This is a genomic window from Luteococcus sp. Sow4_B9, assembly GCF_052116585.1.
Taxonomy (GTDB): domain Bacteria; phylum Actinomycetota; class Actinomycetes; order Propionibacteriales; family Propionibacteriaceae; genus Luteococcus.
In genome coordinates this window covers 29,511-46,427 of sequence record NZ_JBQKKT010000004.1, presented here as the reverse complement: position 1 = coordinate 46,427, position 16,917 = coordinate 29,511, and the positions used below count along the sequence as shown (strand labels likewise).

Annotated in this window: 14 protein-coding genes, 1 tRNA gene and 1 pseudogene; 15 read left to right on the top strand and 1 reads right to left on the bottom strand. The window is 67.3% G+C overall.

The features are described from left to right. Nucleotides 1-232: 232 nt before the first annotated feature. The 14 genes and pseudogenes from ACTQ49_RS03960 to ACTQ49_RS03895 all read left to right on the top strand — a co-directional run bounded on the left by ACTQ49_RS03960 (nt 233) and on the right by ACTQ49_RS03895 (nt 13,662). Entirely contained in the window at nt 233-1,414 is a 1,182-nt protein-coding gene (locus tag ACTQ49_RS03960) for an FtsW/RodA/SpoVE family cell cycle protein (RefSeq protein WP_441826711.1), read from the top strand. A gap of 58 nt (nt 1,415-1,472) precedes the next feature. Beyond that, the gene (locus ACTQ49_RS03955) at nt 1,473-2,630 is read left to right on the top strand and encodes a UDP-N-acetylglucosamine--N-acetylmuramyl-(pentapeptide) pyrophosphoryl-undecaprenol N-acetylglucosamine transferase (RefSeq protein ID WP_441826549.1); all 1,158 of its coding nucleotides are present in this window, start codon (nt 1,473-1,475) and stop codon (nt 2,628-2,630) included. After that, nucleotides 2,620-4,059 carry a UDP-N-acetylmuramate--L-alanine ligase gene (gene murC, locus ACTQ49_RS03950; RefSeq protein ID WP_441826548.1) on the top strand — a complete coding sequence of 480 codons (1,440 nt, stop codon included), beginning with the start codon at nt 2,620-2,622 and terminating at the stop codon, nt 4,057-4,059. The genes ACTQ49_RS03955 and murC overlap by 11 nt, the downstream gene beginning before the upstream one ends. Further along, on the top strand, nt 4,059-4,820 hold the full coding sequence (locus tag ACTQ49_RS03945; RefSeq protein WP_441826547.1) for a cell division protein FtsQ/DivIB: 762 nt from the start codon (nt 4,059-4,061) through the stop codon (nt 4,818-4,820). The genes murC and ACTQ49_RS03945 overlap by 1 nt, the downstream gene beginning before the upstream one ends. A gap of 213 nt (nt 4,821-5,033) precedes the next feature. Continuing rightward, nucleotides 5,034-6,314 carry a cell division protein FtsZ gene (ftsZ, locus tag ACTQ49_RS03940; protein ID WP_441826546.1) on the top strand — a complete coding sequence of 427 codons (1,281 nt, stop codon included), beginning with the start codon at nt 5,034-5,036 and terminating at the stop codon, nt 6,312-6,314. Between the two features lie 67 nt (nt 6,315-6,381). Then, nucleotides 6,382-7,152, top strand: a complete 771-nt coding sequence (locus tag ACTQ49_RS03935; RefSeq protein ID WP_441826545.1) for a polyphenol oxidase family protein — start codon at nt 6,382-6,384, stop codon at nt 7,150-7,152. A 301-nt stretch (nt 7,153-7,453) separates the two neighbouring features. Further along, nucleotides 7,454-7,750, top strand: a pseudogene (locus tag ACTQ49_RS03930) (cell division protein SepF); the annotation flags it as partial. A gap of 205 nt (nt 7,751-7,955) precedes the next feature. Next, complete coding sequence (locus tag ACTQ49_RS03925) at nt 7,956-8,945, top strand: DivIVA domain-containing protein (RefSeq protein WP_441826544.1); 990 nt, start codon at nt 7,956-7,958, stop codon at nt 8,943-8,945. A gap of 214 nt (nt 8,946-9,159) precedes the next feature. Next, the gene (locus tag ACTQ49_RS03920) at nt 9,160-9,582 is read left to right on the top strand and encodes a TraR/DksA family transcriptional regulator (RefSeq protein WP_441826543.1); all 423 of its coding nucleotides are present in this window, start codon (nt 9,160-9,162) and stop codon (nt 9,580-9,582) included. Between the two features lie 65 nt (nt 9,583-9,647). Further along, nucleotides 9,648-10,103, top strand: coding sequence for a signal peptidase II (lspA, locus tag ACTQ49_RS03915; protein ID WP_441826542.1), 456 nt, complete (start codon nt 9,648-9,650; stop codon nt 10,101-10,103). After that, nucleotides 10,100-11,020 carry an RluA family pseudouridine synthase gene (locus ACTQ49_RS03910; protein ID WP_441826541.1) on the top strand — a complete coding sequence of 307 codons (921 nt, stop codon included), beginning with the start codon at nt 10,100-10,102 and terminating at the stop codon, nt 11,018-11,020. The genes lspA and ACTQ49_RS03910 overlap by 4 nt, the downstream gene beginning before the upstream one ends. A 140-nt stretch (nt 11,021-11,160) precedes the next feature. After that, nucleotides 11,161-12,591 (top strand): pyruvate kinase, encoded by a 1,431-nt coding sequence (gene pyk / locus ACTQ49_RS03905; RefSeq protein WP_441826540.1) that lies wholly within the window; start codon nt 11,161-11,163, stop codon nt 12,589-12,591. Between the two features lie 217 nt (nt 12,592-12,808). Then, nucleotides 12,809-12,894 (top strand) — tRNA-Leu (locus ACTQ49_RS03900). 156 nt (nt 12,895-13,050) lie between these two features. Further along, the gene (locus ACTQ49_RS03895) at nt 13,051-13,662 is read left to right on the top strand and encodes an ANTAR domain-containing response regulator (protein WP_441826539.1); all 612 of its coding nucleotides are present in this window, start codon (nt 13,051-13,053) and stop codon (nt 13,660-13,662) included. Nucleotides 13,663-13,725: 63 nt separating this feature from the next. Here the strand turns inward: ACTQ49_RS03895 and ACTQ49_RS03890 are convergent, their stop codons facing one another. Continuing rightward, nucleotides 13,726-14,100, bottom strand: a complete 375-nt coding sequence (locus tag ACTQ49_RS03890) for a PaaI family thioesterase (RefSeq protein ID WP_441826538.1) — start codon at nt 14,098-14,100, stop codon at nt 13,726-13,728. Between the two features lie 106 nt (nt 14,101-14,206). On the opposite strand from ACTQ49_RS03890, the gene polA reads away from it, so the two are divergent. Beyond that, nucleotides 14,207-16,915 carry a DNA polymerase I gene (gene polA / locus ACTQ49_RS03885; protein ID WP_441826537.1) on the top strand — a complete coding sequence of 903 codons (2,709 nt, stop codon included), beginning with the start codon at nt 14,207-14,209 and terminating at the stop codon, nt 16,913-16,915. The last annotated feature ends 2 nt before the right edge of the window (nt 16,916-16,917 follow it).

The following is a 16,917-nucleotide window of genomic DNA, read 5'->3' as shown; positions in this document are numbered from 1 at the left end:
CGCCGGAAGGAGGAACGAGATGGCCACCCGACCTGACGGCGACGGGCCACGTCGTCGTGGCCCCGGCCGCAGTGGGGAACGGCCTCGCAGTGGGGAACGGCCTCGCGGAGGGGACCAGGCCCGACGTGGCGGCAGGGCTCGTCGCGGGGACCAGGCGCGACGCGGGCCCGGCGCTCGCAGCGGGGCGACGGCCGTCACCCCGGGCGGGAACCGATGGAGCATGGTGGGTGACGTGCTCGCCGCTCCGATGGCGTCGTGGTACCTGGTGCTCGTCTCCAGCACCCTGCTCATCTTCCTGGGCGCCCTCATGGTGCTGTCCAGTTCCTCGGTCTACTCGTCGGCGGTGAACCAGGGGAATCCCTACTTCATCGCGCAGCGTCAGCTGCTCTTCCTGGCGATGGGTCTGCCCTTCGCCTGGTGGCTCTCCCGGCAGTCAGAGGCCCGTCTCAAGGTTCTGGGCTGGGTGGCCTTCATTGGATCGCTCGTGCTGTTGCTCGCCATCTTCGTGCCCGGGTTGGGCAATGACGCCGGCAAGGGAAATCTGGCCTGGCTACGGATCGGTCCGATCAGCCTGCAGCCCTCCGAGTTCGCCAAGTTGGGGCTGGTCATGTGGTCCGCGGCGGTGGTGAGCACCAAGGAGCGGGTGCTGGACCGGCCGCGGGAGCTGGTGCCCCTGCTGTGTGGCTTCGCGCTGGTGGAGCTGTTGGTCCTTGCCCAGAAGGATCTGGGTACCGGTCTGGTCATCGGTGCCATCTGCTTCTCGATCCTGTTCGTGATCGGTGTCCCGATCCGGATGTTGGGCGCGCTGGTCTCCTTGGCCGCAATCGCGATCATCGGGCTGGTGGTCACCAGTCCCAACCGCATGCGGCGCATCGCTGCCTTCGTCAGCGGCGGCGGCGCGGATGACCCGAATGCCTCGCAGCAGCCGATCTCGGCGATCTATGCGCTGGCCTCCGGCGGTTGGTGGGGCCTGGGCCTGGGCCGTTCCCGCCAGAAGTGGGGCAATCTGAACGACGGCGCGCAGAATGACTTCGTCTTCGCGGTGCTGGGTGAGGAGATGGGTCTGCTCGGCACCCTCTCGGTACTGGCCTTGTTCGCGGTGCTCGGCTACGCGGGAATCCGGATTGCCATGCGCGCCGACTCGATCCTGGTCAGGGTGCTGGCTGCCGGAACCACCAGTTGGATCCTCTTCCAGGCGCTGGTCAACATCGGGGTGGCGATGAAGCTCCTGCCAGTGGTTGGCGTGCCTCTGCCCTTCATCTCGGCCGGTGGCTCCGCCCTGATGGCCAACCTCTTTGCGGTGGCGGTCCTGCTGGCCTGCGCCCGGCAGGAACCGGCTGCGCGCCGGCAGCTGGCCCGCAAGGCTGGCGAGCCGCGTCCCAAGGTCACTACCGTGGTGGACGGAGGCCGATGACGATGGTCGCCGACCTCTCAACCGTGGAACAGATCCCCTTCGTCCCAGCAGGAGCAGCATGACTGACACGACCAGCTCGCAGGCCGGCCCCGCGGATCCGGTGCGCGTCGTGCTCGCCGGTGGGGGCACGGCAGGCCACATCGCCCCGATGATCGCCACGGCCCAGGCACTGGGCGTCCTGGCGCCCGGTGCGGAACTGACGTGCGTCGGCACGGTCAAGGGACTGGAGACCCGCCTGGTGCCGGACGCGGGGCTGCGGCTGGAGCTCATCCCGCCGGTGCCGATGCCGCGCAAGCCCACGCCTGAGCTGCTGCGCGTGCCCGGCCGACTGGTCGGTTCCGTGCGGCGCGCCGGGGAGATCCTGGACCAGACCCGGGCCCAGGTGGTGGTGGGATTCGGCGGCTATGTCGCGATGCCCGTCTACCTCGCAGCCCGTCGCAGGCGACTTCCGATCATCGTCCACGAGGGAAATGCGGTCCCGGGACTGGCCAACAAGGTGGCTGCCCGATTTGCCACCAGGGTGCTGGCCACCTTCGGTTCCACGCCGCTGCCGGGCTGTGAGCAGGTGGGCATGCCGGTGCGTCGGGAGATCGACGAGCTCGCTCGCGACGGACGTGCCAGCCGTCAGCGCGCTGCCCGCGAGCACTTCGGACTCGACCCGGCCCGAGCCACGCTGTTGGTGACCGGCGGCTCCCAGGGAGCGCGCAGCATCAACAACGCCACCCTCGCCGCGCGCGACGAACTGTTGGCCGCCGGTGTACAAATCCTGCACGTGTGGGGACCGAAGAACTTCCCCGATGACATGACGGTGGTCAGCGATCCGTCCTGCGGAGCCTCCTACCATCCCGTGGCCTATGTGGACGGGATGGAGAAGGCGTATGCGGCGGCGGACATGATGGTCTGCCGCTCCGGCGCGGGCACCGTCTACGAGGCAGGTATCTGTGGTCTGCCGGCCGTCTTCGTCCCGCTGCCGCACGGCAATGGCGAGCAGGAGCGCAATGCCACCGGTCTGGTGGCTGCCGGCGGAGGCGTCCTGGTTCCCGACGCGGAGCTCGACGGGCTGCGTCTGGCCCGTGAAGTGCTGCAACGGATCCAGGACCCGGAGGCTCTGCACACCATGGCCCGCTCGGGGCCCGCACTGTTCGAACCGGATGCCGCCGCCACCGTGGCCCGGGCTGTGCTCGAATCGCTGTCAGGAGACCAGCATGTTGCGTGAACCAGTCGAGGTGCTGCCGGCCGACCAGGTGGGGCCCGTGCACTTCATCGCCATCGGCGGCGCCGGCATGAGCGGCATCGCCCAGCTGTACCACGACCTGGGAGTTGAGATCTCCGGATCGGACCAGGCCGACTCGCCGGCCCTTCGTCAGCTGGAACACCAGGGCATCCGCACCCACGTGGGGCATGCGGCCGAGCAGCTCGGCAGTGCGCAGACCGTGGTGATCTCGTCGGCGATCCGCGAGTCGAATCCGGAGCTTGCAGCTGCTCGGGAGCGCGGTCTGCGGATCTGGCATCGCAGTACCGCCCTGGCGGCGCTGATGCTGGGCAAGGAGGCCGTCGCCATCGCGGGCACTCACGGCAAGACCACCACCACGGGCATGACCTCGGTCATGCTGACGGAGGCTGGGGCGGACCCCTCCTATGTCATCGGATCGCCCCTGGCCAGCACGGGCAAGAGCGCGCACCTGGGATCCGGCCAGGCCTTCGTCGTCGAGGCCGACGAGTCCGACGGCACCTTCCTGCAGTACCCGACGACGATCGCGGTCGTGACCAATGTGGAGGCCGACCACCTGGACAACTGGGGAACGCCGGAGGCCTACCATGCAGGCTTCCTGCGCTTCGCCACCGGCAAGGACGTGCGGGCGGTGGTGCTGGACGGGGACGATCCCGTCGCGGCGGCGCTGGGCGAGCGTCTTCGTCAGGAGGGGAGGACCGTGCTGGCCTATGGCGAGCACCCCGGCTGTGAGGTGCGGCTCTCGGAGCTGGATTTCGAGGGCACCTCGGCCAGTGCCACGCTCACCCATGACGGGTGGACCGGCCGGATGGAGTTGCAGGTGCCCGGCCGCTACAACCTGGGCAATGCCGCCGCGGCCTTCGCCGTCGGACGACTGCTCGGGCACGATCCGCAGGCACTGGTCAGGGCGGCGGGGACCTTCACCGGGACGCTGCGTCGCTTCCAGCTGGTGGGCGAGGTCGACGGGGTGCGGGTGTACGACGACTACGCCCACCACCCCACCGAGATCCGGGCTGCCCTGACGGCTGCGCGCAAGGCCGCGGGGGAGGGCCGGCTGGTGGCCTGCTTCCAGCCCCACCTGTTCAGCCGTACCCAGGACTTCGCCGCCGAGTTCGGGCAGGCACTGGCGCTGGCCGACATCGTGGTGGTCACCGACGTCTACGCCGCCCGCGAGGACCCGATCGAAGGCGTCGACGGAAGCCTGGTGCACGAGGCGGCCCTGGCTGCTGGTGCCGAGTCGATCTATGTCCCCAACAAGGCACACCTCCCGTCCGCGCTGGCTGGCCTGGTGGGCAAGGAAGATCTGGTCATGACCCTGGGGGCCGGCGACGTGACCCTGGTGGGTCCGTTGCTGGTGGACCAGTTGCACTCTGCGGCCGTCCGGGACGGACGCCCCAGCGGCTCGGGAGCCTGATGGTTCCCTCCACTGCCGCAGATGGCAGGTCCAGGCCCCGCCCGGCTACCCCGACGGACGTCTCGGCCGCCATCGAGGAGCGTCGTCGCCGGGAGACCCGTCGGCGCAGGATGACCATCGCCCTGGCCGTGGCGATGGTGGTGGCGTCGCTGGCCCTCGTGTGGTTGGTGCGCTTCTCGCCGGTGCTCTCGGTGCGCCAGGTTGAGGTCAGGGGCACCAGCACGATTCCCCAGGACCAGGTCTCCCGGGTGGCGCAGGTTCCCGTCGGGACGCCATTGGCCCAGCTGGACTCGGCTGACATCGCCCAGCGCGTGTCGACGGGCATCACTGCCGTGGAGGGAGTCCAGGTGCACACCCGGCCGCCCGGCACCGTGGTCATCGAGGTGACGGAGCGTCGCGCGGTCTTCCATCGACGTGTCGGCGCCAGGCTGCAGGCCGTGGATGCCGCCGGCGTGGTCTTCGCCGACGTGCCCAAGCCCGTGAAGGGTGTGCTGCAGGCCGAGACGGCGACGGTGGACAACCGCCTGCTGGCCGATGTGGCCAGTGTGGTGGCCAGCCTGCCACCGGAGGTTGCCTCCCAGGTGCAGGTGGTGCGGGCGGGCAGTCCGGACCGGATCGAGCTGGCCCTGGACGAGGGGCGCAAGGTCATCTGGGGCAGTGCCGCCGCGTCCCAGGACAAGGGCAGGGTGCTGCAGGTGCTGCTGGGGGAACAGGCCACGGTCTTCGACGTCAGTTCCCCTGCCACGCCCAGCACCCGGTGACCCGTTGCGCGCGGCTGGCAGACCTTCAGGGCAGGGCTCAAGGGTTGGTTGAGACTCTCGACCAGTTCGGCCTGCACTGTTGGACACGGGTTTTGTGCAGCTCATAGCCTGTGTGAGTCAACCGTTCCGTCTCCCCCCGGGCGTCCAGGTGGATCCATCGGGCGACGACAGGTTCGCAAGGTCCGTACTGACAAGAATTGAGGCGGGATCCCCGTGGCGAGTGCTTCGCAGAACTATCTGGCAGTGATCAAGGTCGTCGGCGTCGGCGGCGGCGGTGTGAATGCCGTCAACCGAATGATCGAGGCCGGCCTCAAGGGTGTTGAGTTCATCGCGATCAACACCGATGCCCAGGCGCTGCTGATGAGTGATGCCGACGTGAAGCTCGACGTGGGCCGCGAACTGACCCGTGGTCTGGGTGCCGGCGCGGATCCGGACAAGGGTCGTCAGGCCGCCGAGGACCATGCGGAGGAGATCGAGGAGACCCTGCGCGGGGCCGACATGGTCTTCGTGACCGCCGGTGAGGGTGGCGGAACCGGTACCGGTGGCGCCCCCGTCGTGGCCAAGATCGCCCGCTCGATCGGTGCCTTGACCATCGGCGTGGTGACTCGCCCCTTCTCCTTCGAGGGCAAGCGTCGCTCCACTCAGGCCGAGGAGGGCATCTCCCGCCTGCGCGACGAGGTCGACACCTTGATCGTGATCCCCAATGACAAGCTCTTGCAGATGACGGATCACCAGATCGCCATCCTGGAGGCCTTCAAGCAGGCCGACCAGGTGCTGATGCAGGGTGTCTCGGGCATCACCGACCTGATCACCACCCCCGGCGTGATCAACCTTGACTTCGCCGACGTGAAGTCGGTCATGAGCAATGCGGGCTCGGCGCTGATGGGCATCGGCTCGGCGAGGGGAGAGGATCGTGCTCGGGCGGCTGCCGAGACGGCGATCAACTCGCCGCTGCTCGAGGCTTCCATCGATGGCGCGCACGGCGTGCTGCTGTCCATCGCCGGCGGCTCCGACCTCGGCCTCTTCGAGGTTTCCGCGGCGGCCAACCTGATCGAGGCTGCCGCCCACGACGAGGCGAACATCATCTTCGGCACGATCATCGATGACGCCCTGGGCGACGAGGTGCGCGTCACCGTCATCGCAGCTGGCTTCGACGGCGGTTCCCCGCCCAAGCGTCAGCCGGGCATCCAGCGTGCCCCCGGCCTGAACACCAATGGCACCCGCAACACGGCTCTCACCCCGCCGCAGGCGCAGAACACGCCCACCGCCACCCAGGTGGCGCGCGGGCCGCAGGTGACCAGTTCGAGCGCCCCCAGCCAGCCGCAGTTCACGCCGGCCCAGCCCCAGCAGGGGCAGAGCAGCCCGTTCAGCGCGCCGGCCCATCCTGCGCCGCAGCAGAATGCGCCGCAGCACAACCAGGGCTTCGAGACTGCTCGTACGCCCCGTCCGGTGGAGGACGATGACGAGCTGGACATTCCCGACTTCCTGAAGTGAGTCCTGACCCGAGGCCCGCGAACCACCGGTTCGTGGGCCTCGGTTCGTTCACGTCTAGGCTCGAGGCATGTTCTCGTACCTCGAACGGCCTGGTGCCTCTGGCACGGGCCTCGCGTTCACCGACCGCCATGGCGGTCACAGCGCCGGCACCATGGGTTCGTTGAACCTGGGCCGTACGGACGTCGATGACCTGGCTGCCCTCAGGCGCAATGGCCGCGCCGTCCTGGACGAGCTGGGCATCGAAACGATGGTGACGTTGAACCAGGTGCATGGCGCCGATGTCCTGCTGGTGGACGAGGACTTCCTCACACACCGCTGGGGGCCTGAGCACTGGCTGGGGGAGCCCGCTGGGGTCCCGCCACTGCCGGTGGCCGATGCCATGGTCACCACCCAGGCCGGAGTGGCACTGGCGATCCGGGTGGCGGACTGCGTCCCCGTTCTGTTGGCCGATCGGCGGCGCGGCGTACTGGGTGCCGCGCATGCGGGACGCGTCGGCTTTGACCAGGGCGTGCTGATCGCGACCCTCGACGTGATGCGCTCCGTGGGTGCGAGCGAGGTGGAGGCGTGGATCGGGCCGCACGTGTGCGGCCAGTGCTACGAGGTGCCCCAGGACATGGCCGACGAGGTGGAGTCGCGTCATCCCGGAAGTCGTGCGCGGACGAGCTGGGGAACGCCGTCGCTCGACCTGGGGGAGGGGTGCCAGCGGCAGCTCGAGCAGGCTGGCGTCTCGGTCAACCGACATGATCCCTGTACTCTCACAAGTCCAGACCTGCACTCGCACCGTCGGGACGGACGCGGGGCCGGCCGCCAGGTGGGCATCATTTGGCGCGTGTCGTGAGTCGTGGCCCCGCGAGCGTGCGGGGGTGCAGGGTAACCTCGTCGGTGACGTCATTCCAGGAGGGCACATGTCGGACAGCAGCATGAAGAAGGTGGGCAAGTGGCTCGGCCTCATCGAGGACTCGCGCTACGACTACGAGGTCGACGGTGAACTGACCGAGGAGGTCTTCACCGACGAGAACCACGAACCCTCGCAGATCACCTCGCTGCCGGAGCGTCGCGCCACCACCCAGGTCCAGCCGCAGGCGGTCACGGTCAACAACCGACCGGCGGCCACCCAGGCGGCTGGCACGGCCTCGAACGAGCCCCGCACGGCAGACCTGACCCGCATCATCACCGTGCACCCGCGCACCTACAACGAGGCGCGGACCATTGGTGAGCACTATCGCGACAATGTCCCGGTGATCATGAACCTGTCGGACATGGAGGATGCGGATGCGAAGCGTCTGATCGACTTCGCCGCCGGGCTCATCTTCGGTCTGCGAGGCACCATCGAGCGCGTTACCAGCAAGGTTTTCCTCCTTTCGCCGCAGAATGTGACGGTCACGGCCGAGGACAAGGAACGCATCGCAGCGGGCGGATTCTTCAACCAGAGCTGAATGCTGCTTTTCCCTGCTGGTTGAGGGTTTGACGGCTGTCAAGACACCCAAACCCTCAACCTGCGGTGGTGAGGCCGTCGGTGCTGGAGTAGCCTAACGGGCAGGCCCCTGAGCCAGGGGCGAGACAATGCCAACGGGTGTCAGGGCCGAAACAGTGCCCACGCGCGCCGCGGGCACGACAACGCCATCGAGCTGGGAGTTACACATGACGCTGACCCTTGAGGACGTGAAGAACGTTCGCTTCCCGATCGCCAAGCGAGTGGGCGAGGGCTACCGTGCCACCGAGGTGGACGACTTCGTCGACAAGGTTGACATGACCTTCGGCACCATTCTCGAGGAGAACGAGCGCCTGCGCGCCCAGCTCGAGGCCCTTGACTCCGATGCCCAGGACTCGGGCCTGCAGGAGGAGAATGACCGCCTGCGTGCCGAGCTCGAGCAGGCGCGCAAGAACACCCAGGCCCCCGCGGCGGCGCCCGTGGCTGCTGCGCCGAACAAGGCCCAGGAGGCGGAGCTGCAGCGTCTGCGCGAGGAGAACCATGACCTGCGTCGTCAGATGGAGGCGCTGAGCGGTGAGCTCGAGAGCGCTCGCCAGTCCACGGCTCTCACGGTGATGGACGGTCAGAATGGTTCCAAGATCGAGAAGATCGTCGTCTCCACCGCAGCCCAGGCCAGCCCGGCCGTGACCCGGCTCGTGCAGCTGGCCACGGAGCAGGCGGAGTCGGTGGTGACCGAGGCGGAGAACGAGGCGCTGCGCAAGCTGGAGGAGGCCAAGCGTCAGGCTCACGAGCTGACCCTTGACGCCCAGACGCGCGCCGAGCGCACGCAGTCCGAGGCCCGCGTGAATGCGGACCAGCTGACGGCCGCTGCCAAGGCCGAGGCCCAGCGACTGGCTGCCGAAGCCCGTACCAACTCCGAGCGGGTCAACAGCGACGTCGAGAACCGTCGTCGTGAGCTGTTCGCCAAGCTCGAGGCCGAGCGTGACGAGCTGGTGGGCAAGGTGGACCAGCTGCGTTCCTTCGAGGGGCAGTACCGCCAGAACATGACCGCCCACTTCACCTCGATGCTGGACAAGCTGAAGGGCGAGAAGCTGGAGCCCAGCGATGCTCCCGTCGCGCTGAGCGAGGTTCGTGCGAATGCTGCCCAGGGCAGCTCCGCCACCCCTCGCCTCGACGCGCTGCTGGCCGAGGGCAACTGACCGGCAGAAATCTGGACAGACCTGTGCAGGGTCCCGTCACCGCTGGTGACGGGACCCTTTACCGTGTCGATGCGATGCTGACGGTCCATTTGGGGGCTGCCGTTCATGCGCCCTGTTGACAGCTGGTGTATCTTCGCACCTCAGACGGCAAGGTGCCGTCGGTTGGAGATGTCGACACCCCACGGGTGTCGTCCCGTTCACGAGGGAGCAGTAGATGGCCAGCAGCAAGTCCGAGGGCGAGCAGGTGGTCCTTCCGGTTCGCGAGGGCGAGGATCCTTGGACCCCCGAGGAGGTTGCCGAGGTTCGCGAGGAACTCTCGAATGACATCGAGCGCATGCGCAAGGCCATCGAGGTGGCCGAGGCTGAACTCGCTGGCCTGATGCGGGAGGGCTCCGACGGTGCGGGCCGTGACCCGGCCGATGTTGGTTCGTCCAACTTCGAACGTGACCAGGAAATGTCGCTCGCGCAGAATGCTCGCGAGATGCTCGACCAGTCGGAACTGGCCCTGAGCCTGTTCGACAAGGGACAGTACGGTCTGTGCGAGACCTGTGGCGAGCCCATCGGCAAGGCCCGCCTGCAGGCCTTCCCACGAGCCACGATGTGCGTGCGCTGCAAGCAGCGCGAGGAACGACGATAACCAGCGCCAGCCACCCGGACCTGGAGGGTCGCGGGAAGACCTCGCCCACCGCTGCCCGGTGGGCGATGGCCGTTGTCGCCGTGTCCGGCTTGGCCCTGGACCAGTGGACCAAACATCTGGCGGTGACCCACCTGGATCCGGCCAACCCACCCCGCTTGCTGGGCGGCGTGCTGCGTCTGCGGTTGATCCGCAATCCGGGAGCGGCCTTCTCGCTGGGGGAGGGTTCCACCGTGGTGATCAGCGTGCTCGCCCTGGTGGCCTCCATCGTGATGCTCACCGTCGTGGCACCACGGGTGCGGCGGTTCTCGTCGGGAGTGCTGGCCGGCATGGCGACCGCCGGGATCGTCGGCAACCTGGTTGATCGTCTGGTGCGCCCACCGGGCTTCCTGCGAGGCCATGTGATCGACTTCTTCCAGCTGCCCCACTTTGCGATCTTCAATGTCGCGGACATCTTCATCACCTGCACGGCCGCGGTCCTGGTGGTCCAGGCGCTGCGCGGCGAGCCGGAGGAGGGCGCATGAGCATTCACCTGGTACCAGATGGCTTGGACGGCGAGCGGGTGGACGCGGCCACTGCCCGCATGACGGGGCTGTCACGTTCCCGGATCGCAGATCTGGTTGCGGCTGGCGCCGTTCGGTTGGATGGCGTGACGGTGGAGAAGTCCTCCACCAGGGTCACGTCGGGCGCCATGCTGGAAGTGGACATCGAAGCAGTGCCGAGCGGTGTCCAGGTCACGCCACGCGAGGTGGAGGGCGTGCGGATCGTGCACGACGATCGCGACATCGTCGTGGTGGACAAGCCCGTCGGTGTGGCGGCGCATCCATCGCTGGGGTGGGACGGGCCAAGCGTGGTCGAGCATCTGGCCGGTGCCGGGTTTCGGATCTCAACCAGTGGCGCCCCGGAGAGACAGGGCATCGTGCAGCGGCTCGATGTGGGTACCTCCGGTCTGATGGTGGTAGCCAAGAGTGAGCAGGCCTACACCGTTCTCAAGCAGGCCTTCCGGGACCGGACCGTCGCCAAGACGTACCACGCCCTGGTCCAGGGGCATCCGGACCCGTTCACCGGGACCATCGATGCCCCGATCGCTCGGCATCCCGGTTCCGAGTGGAAGATGGCCGTGGTTGAAGGGGGCCGACGCTCGATCACGCATTATGAGACCTTGGAGGCCCACCGGGCTGCCACCCTGTTGGAGATCCATCTGGAGACGGGTCGCACCCACCAGATCCGGGTGCACATGAGTGCGATGAAGCATCCCTGCGTCGGTGATCCAACCTATGGGGCCGATCCGGTCCTTGCGGAACGGCTGGGGCTGCAGCGCCAGTGGCTGCACGCGGTGGAGCTCTCCTTCACCCATCCGGGAACAGGGGAGTGGGTCACCTTCAGGTCCAACTACCCGGACGATCTACAGCATGCGCTGGATCTGGTTCGTGAGTGGTGACAGGCAGTCAATTCCCTGATTCCGAGGCAGTTGAGGCGTTCAACTCCTGAGATTGCGCTGTGTGACGGGAGGGTGAACAACCTTCGGCAACCGGGTGCCGCGAGGCGTCTTTGCTTGTCCCTGCCGGTAGGGTTGCCACCGTGCGTAGAGCTAATATTGTGTGCACGCTCGGGCCGGCAGTGTCGACCCCGGAGCGTATGGAAGAACTCATCATGGCCGGGATGGACGTCGCCCGCCTCAACATGAGCCATGGCGACCACCCGGAGCACGAGAAGCGCCTCAAGCAGACTCGTGAGGCTGCCGAGAAGCTGGGGCGGACCATCGGCGTTCTCGCTGACCTGCAGGGTCCCAAAATCCGGCTTGGCCGTTTCGCCGACGACAAGGTCATGCTGAGCTACGGTCAGACCTTCACCATCACCACCGAGGACATCCTGGGTGACCACGAGCGCTGCTCCACCACATTCAAGGGCCTGCCCGGTGACGTCAATCCCGGTGACACCATCCTGATCGACGACGGCCGCATCGGCCTGGAGGCCAAGGAGGTCACGGAGACGGACGTGGTCTGTCGCGTCACCGTCGCCGGCCCGGTCTCCAACAACAAGGGCATCAACCTGCCCGGCGTCTCCGTGAGCGTCCCCGCCCTGAGCGAGAAGGACGAGCGGGACCTTCGCTGGGCGCTGAAGCACGACGTCGACATGATCGCCCTGTCGTTCGTGCGCAATGCCGAAGACATCAAGCGAGTGCACGAGATCATGGACGAGGAGGGCAAGCGCCTGCCCGTCATCGCCAAGCTCGAGAAGCCCCAGGCGATCGAGAACCTGGACGCGATCATCGACGCCTTCGACGCGTTCATGGTGGCCCGCGGTGACCTGGGCGTCGAGCTCCCGCTCGAAGAGGTGCCGCTGGTGCAGAAGCGCATCGTGCGCGCCGCCCGCAAGTGGGCCAAGCCGGTCATCGTCGCCACCCAGATGCTCGAGTCGATGATCTCCGCTCCGCGTCCGACCCGTGCGGAGGCTTCCGACGTCGCCAATGCGATCCTGGACGGCGCCGACGCGGTGATGCTGTCGGGCGAGACCTCGGTGGGTGCCTACCCGATCGAGACGGTGCGCACGATGGCCAACATCGTCACGAACACCGAGACGCACGGCATGTCCAAGATCAACGAGATCGACTGGGATCCGCACACCACGGGCGGTGTGATCGCCAAGGCGGCTGCCGAGGTGGCCGAGCGCGTCAATGCGAAGTACCTGGTCGCCTTCACCAAGTCAGGCGACACGGCTCGTCGACTGTCTCGCCTGCGCTCGCCGATCCCGATGCTCTGCTTCACGCCGGACCAGTCGACGCGCCAGCAGCTCACGCTGACCTGGGGTGTCAAGGCTCGGATCACTCCCGAGTTCACCCAGAACGAGGAGATGGTGCGCGCCGTCGAGAAGATGCTGCTCGACGACGGCCTGGTCCAGGTTGGCGAGTACATCGTCATCGTGTCCGGTTCGCCCATGGGCGTCCCCGGAAAGACCAATTCGCTGCGCGTGCACAAGATCAAGCCGCAGGCGATGGATGACCATCACTGAGTTGGCCAAGGCCTGAGATCGTCGGAACGAGGGGTGCCCGTGGGTGCCCCTCGTTCCTGTTGTGCGGTGGTCAGGGCCGTGGTGGAGCCCGTTCCCGGCGGGATCCTCGCGCTGTGGTCATTTTCCCGGTCCTCGCCGCAGGATCTGCACATCGGTCTGGCGCACGGCCATGGTGGGGCAGTGCTCGATGATGTGGCAGAATGTCTGGGTGCCACCGGCCCGGGTGGCGGAATGGCATACGCGGACGGCTCAAACCCGTCTGGTCTCACGACCGTAGGGGTTCGACTCCCCTCCCGGGCACCACGCGGCAATTCCCGCCAACTCACGGCCGCAGGTTCTGATGTCTGACAGACTGGTCACGGACGCCAGTCGTGTGATGATGGAGATGTTGTCGCCGTTGGCGTGGTCAGACCGCACGGTCTAGAATGACCTAGCCCATCGCCTAGTCAAGGACGTCCCGTGAGCAACACCGAGCAGAGCACCAATCGCACCAGGCCGCGCGTCCTCGTCGCGGAGGATGAGGCGCTCATCCGGATGGACCTCGTCGAGCTTCTGGGCGACGAGGGCTACGACGTGGTCGGCCAGGCCGGGGATGGTGAGGCGGCCGTGGAGATGGCGCGTGAGCTCCAGCCCGATCTCGTGGTCATGGACGTCAAGATGCCCAAGATGGACGGCATCACGGCGGCCGAGAAGATCGCCGAGGAGCGTATCGCGCCCGTGGTGATGCTCACCGCCTTCAGCCAGCGGGACCTGGTGGAGCGCGCCCGCGAGGCCGGGGCCATGGCCTACGTCGTCAAGCCCTTCGATGCGTCGGACGTGGTGCCGGCGATCGAGATCGCGATCGGTCGGTTCGCCGAGATTCGTGCCGTCGAGGACGAGGTTGCTGACCTGGAGGAGCGTCTGGCTTCTCGCAAGGCCGTCGACCAGGCGAAGGGGATGCTGCAGGAGGGACTCGGTCTCAGCGAGCCCGAGGCCTTCCGCTGGATCCAGAAGACTGCCATGGACCTGCGGATCTCGATGCGCGAAGTGGCCGAGAAGGTCATCGCCCAGGGCAAGGGCAGCAAGAAGTAGGATTCCGGCAGCCCGGGGCCGGATCTCCGGTCGTCTCCCAGATCAGCCGTCCCACGCCCGGAATCAGGGGCGTGGGCGCACCATGCAGGTGAGACGCCCGGTCGCGACCCGATTGCCGTCCTCATCCGTGATCTCCACCAGATAGTTGGCCAAGGAGCGGCCCCGGTGAAGGGACGTCGCCACCGCCGTCACGGATCCCGAACGAACAGCCCGGTGGTGCGTCACGTTGATGTCCACGCCAACGGCGATTCCACCGAGTTCTCGGGCGTGGGCCAGTGCGGCGACCGATCCCGCTGTCTCCACCAGAGCAGCATTGGCGCCGCCGTGCAGCAGACCGATCACCTGGGTGTTCCCGGCCACCGGCATCCGCGCGACGGTGCGTTCCGCCGAGACCTCCAGGAGCTCAACCCCCAGCTTGTCGTCCAGCGCGCTGGTCATTTTCGAAATCCAGTCCGGCAGCTCTTCTCCTCGCATGCGGCCCACTCTAGGACGCAGCCACTGATGCTCGTGTCCGCTGTCAGTGGCGCCGACTAGAGTGCACTGCGTGACCGAAGCCGAGACCACACCCCACAAGTTGCTGCTGATCGACGGGCACTCCGTTGCCTATCGAGCCTTCTTCGCCCTGCCGGTGGAGAACTTCTCCACCAGTACCGGCCAGCACACCAATGCCGTCTACGGCTTCACGTCGATGCTGATCAACCTCTTGCGCGACGAGCAGCCCACCCACGTGGCAGTGGCCTTCGACCTCTCCCGGGTGACCTTCCGAACCGAGAGCTATCCGGACTACAAGGCGACTCGTTCGGCCTCCCCGGATGAGTTCAAGGGCCAGGTCACGCTCATCCAGGAGGTTCTCGACGCCCTCAACATCCCCTATGTCACCAAGGAGAACTTCGAGGCGGATGACATCATCGCCACGCTCTCCACGCAGGCGACGGCCCAGGGCTTCGAGACGCTGGTGGTGACCGGGGACCGCGACGCGATGCAGCTCGTCAACGAGCGCGTCACTGTGCTCTATCCCCGCAAGGGCGTGAGCGACTTGGCCCGGATGACCCCCACGGCCGTGGAGGAGAAGTATCTGGTGCCGCCGGCTCGATACCCGGAGTTGGCCGCCCTGGTGGGGGAGACGAGCGACAACCTGCCCGGTGTGCCGGGCGTAGGACCCAAGACGGCTGCCAAGTGGCTCGCCGCCCACGACGGTCTGGAGAACCTGGTCCGGCGCGCGGACCAGGTGACCGGCAAGGCGGGACAGAGTTTCCGAGACCATCTGGATGACGTCAAGCGCAATCGGCAGCTGAATGCCCTGGTGCGGGATCTCGATCTACCGGTCGGCCCGGAAGACCTGGAACGTCGCGAGTGGAACCGGGAGGCAGTCCACGAGCTGTTCGACTCCCTGGAGTTTCGCGTGCTGCGGGATCGCCTGCTCGAGACCTTCCCGGAGGATGACGAACCGAGCGAGGGGGGGTTCGAGCTGGCCGGCGAGATCCTGGAACCCGGCACACTGTCCGCCTGGCTCGACGAGCATGGGCGGGGGGAGCTGACCGGCCTGGATGTCTCTGGGCACTGGGGGCGGGGCGCCGGCGACATCGACGCGCTGGCCCTGGCTGCCTCGGATGGCGCGGCCGCCTGGTTCCGGGTGGGCGACCTGTTGCCCGAGGACGACGCCGCGCTGGCGTCATGGCTCTGCGACGAGTCACGTGCGAAGGCTCTCCACGACGCGAAGGGCCCCCGCCTGGCGGCCTGGTCGCGGGGCTGGGATCTGGCGGGCATTGCTTGTGACACGCAGCTTGCGGCTTATCTGCTGAAGCCGGACCAGCGCAGCTTTGACCTGGCAGACCTCACGATGCGCCACCTCAAGCGCGAGCTCCGGGTCGCGGGTGCTGCCGAATCGTCGCAGGCCGACCAGGGTTTGCTCTTCGAGGATGACGACGAGTCCGCCCAGCAGGAGGCGGCGCAGGCGGCGATGGTCCGTGCCCGTGCCGTGATCGACCTGGCCAGGGCACTGGACGGGGAGCTGGCGGATCAGGGCGAGGCAGCTCTGCTGACGGACGTGGAACTCCCACTGCAGACGACGTTGGCTCGCATGGAGCGGACCGGCATCGCAGTCGACGTGGATCACCTGGAGACCCTGCGCAAGGACTTCGACTCCCGGGTGCTGGCCGCGCAGGAGGCCGCCTATGAGGTGATCGGCAAGCAGATCAACCTGGGTTCCCCCAAACAGCTGCAGGCCGTCCTGTTCGAGGACCTTCAGATGCCGAAGACGCGCAAGACCAAGAGCGGCTGGACCACTGACGCGGAAGCCCTGGAGGGCCTGTACGCCAAGACCGGCAATGCCTTCCTCGAACACCTGTTGGCCCACCGCGATGCCATTCGCCTGCGGCAGACCGTGGATGGACTCCTGAAGAGCGTCTCGGACGACGGTCGGATCCACACCACGTACATGCAGACGATCGCCGCCACCGGTCGTCTGAGCTCCACCGACCCCAATCTCCAGAACATCCCGATCAGGACCGAGGCGGGGCGTCGGATCCGTGAGGCCTTCGTGGTGGGGGAGGGCTTCGACTCGCTGCTGACGGCTGACTACTCGCAGATCGAGATGCGCATCATGGCGCATGTGTCCGGCGACCAGCAGTTGATCGAGGCCTTCCGCAGCGGCATGGACTTCCACTCCGTGACGGCGGCCAAGGTCTTCGACGTGCCTGCCGACGAGGTGAGCGGAGAGCAGCGCGCGCGGATCAAGGCGATGAACTACGGCCTGGCCTATGGGCTCAGTGCCTTCGGGCTTGCCAACCAGCTCGGGATCGCCAACAGTGACGCCAAGGCGCTGATGGAGGAGTACTTCGCCAGCTTTGGTGGGGTGCGCGACTACCTGCAGAGCGTGGTCGCCGAGGCCAGGCGTACTGGCTACACCGAGACGCTGCTCGGACGGCGGCGTCACCTGCCGGACCTGAACTCGTCGAACCGTCAGCGCCGTGACATGGCCGAGCGGATGGCGCTGAATGCGCCCATCCAGGGCTCGGCGGCGGACATGATCAAGGTGGCGATGCTGGACGTGGAGCAGGCCTTGCTGCGTCAAGGGCTGTCCAGCCGCATCCTCCTCCAGGTGCACGACGAACTCGTCCTGGAGGTGGCGCCCGGTGAGGGCGAGCAGGTGGAATCCCTGGTCCGGGACAAGATGGGGCAGGCCATGGACCTGGACGTGCCGCTGGACGTCAGCGTCGGGACGGGACGCTCCTGGCACGACGCGGCCCACTGAGC

What these genes read in the sequence shown, in the direction of transcription:
- ACTQ49_RS03890 (WP_441826538.1), bottom strand. Translation starts at nt 14,100, where the DNA reads ATGACCAGCGCGCTGGACGACAAGCTGGGGGTTGAGCTCCTGGAGGTC.
- ACTQ49_RS03955 (WP_441826549.1), top strand. Translation starts at nt 1,473, where the DNA reads ATGACTGACACGACCAGCTCGCAGGCCGGCCCCGCGGATCCGGTGCGC.
- murC (WP_441826548.1), top strand. Translation starts at nt 2,620, where the DNA reads ATGTTGCGTGAACCAGTCGAGGTGCTGCCGGCCGACCAGGTGGGGCCC.
- ACTQ49_RS03945 (WP_441826547.1), top strand. Translation starts at nt 4,059, where the DNA reads ATGGTTCCCTCCACTGCCGCAGATGGCAGGTCCAGGCCCCGCCCGGCT.
- ACTQ49_RS03925 (WP_441826544.1), top strand. Translation starts at nt 7,956, where the DNA reads ATGACGCTGACCCTTGAGGACGTGAAGAACGTTCGCTTCCCGATCGCC.
- ACTQ49_RS03910 (WP_441826541.1), top strand. Translation starts at nt 10,100, where the DNA reads ATGAGCATTCACCTGGTACCAGATGGCTTGGACGGCGAGCGGGTGGAC.
- ACTQ49_RS03920 (WP_441826543.1), top strand. Translation starts at nt 9,160, where the DNA reads ATGGCCAGCAGCAAGTCCGAGGGCGAGCAGGTGGTCCTTCCGGTTCGC.
- lspA (WP_441826542.1), top strand. Translation starts at nt 9,648, where the DNA reads ATGGCCGTTGTCGCCGTGTCCGGCTTGGCCCTGGACCAGTGGACCAAA.
- ACTQ49_RS03935 (WP_441826545.1), top strand. Translation starts at nt 6,382, where the DNA reads ATGTTCTCGTACCTCGAACGGCCTGGTGCCTCTGGCACGGGCCTCGCG.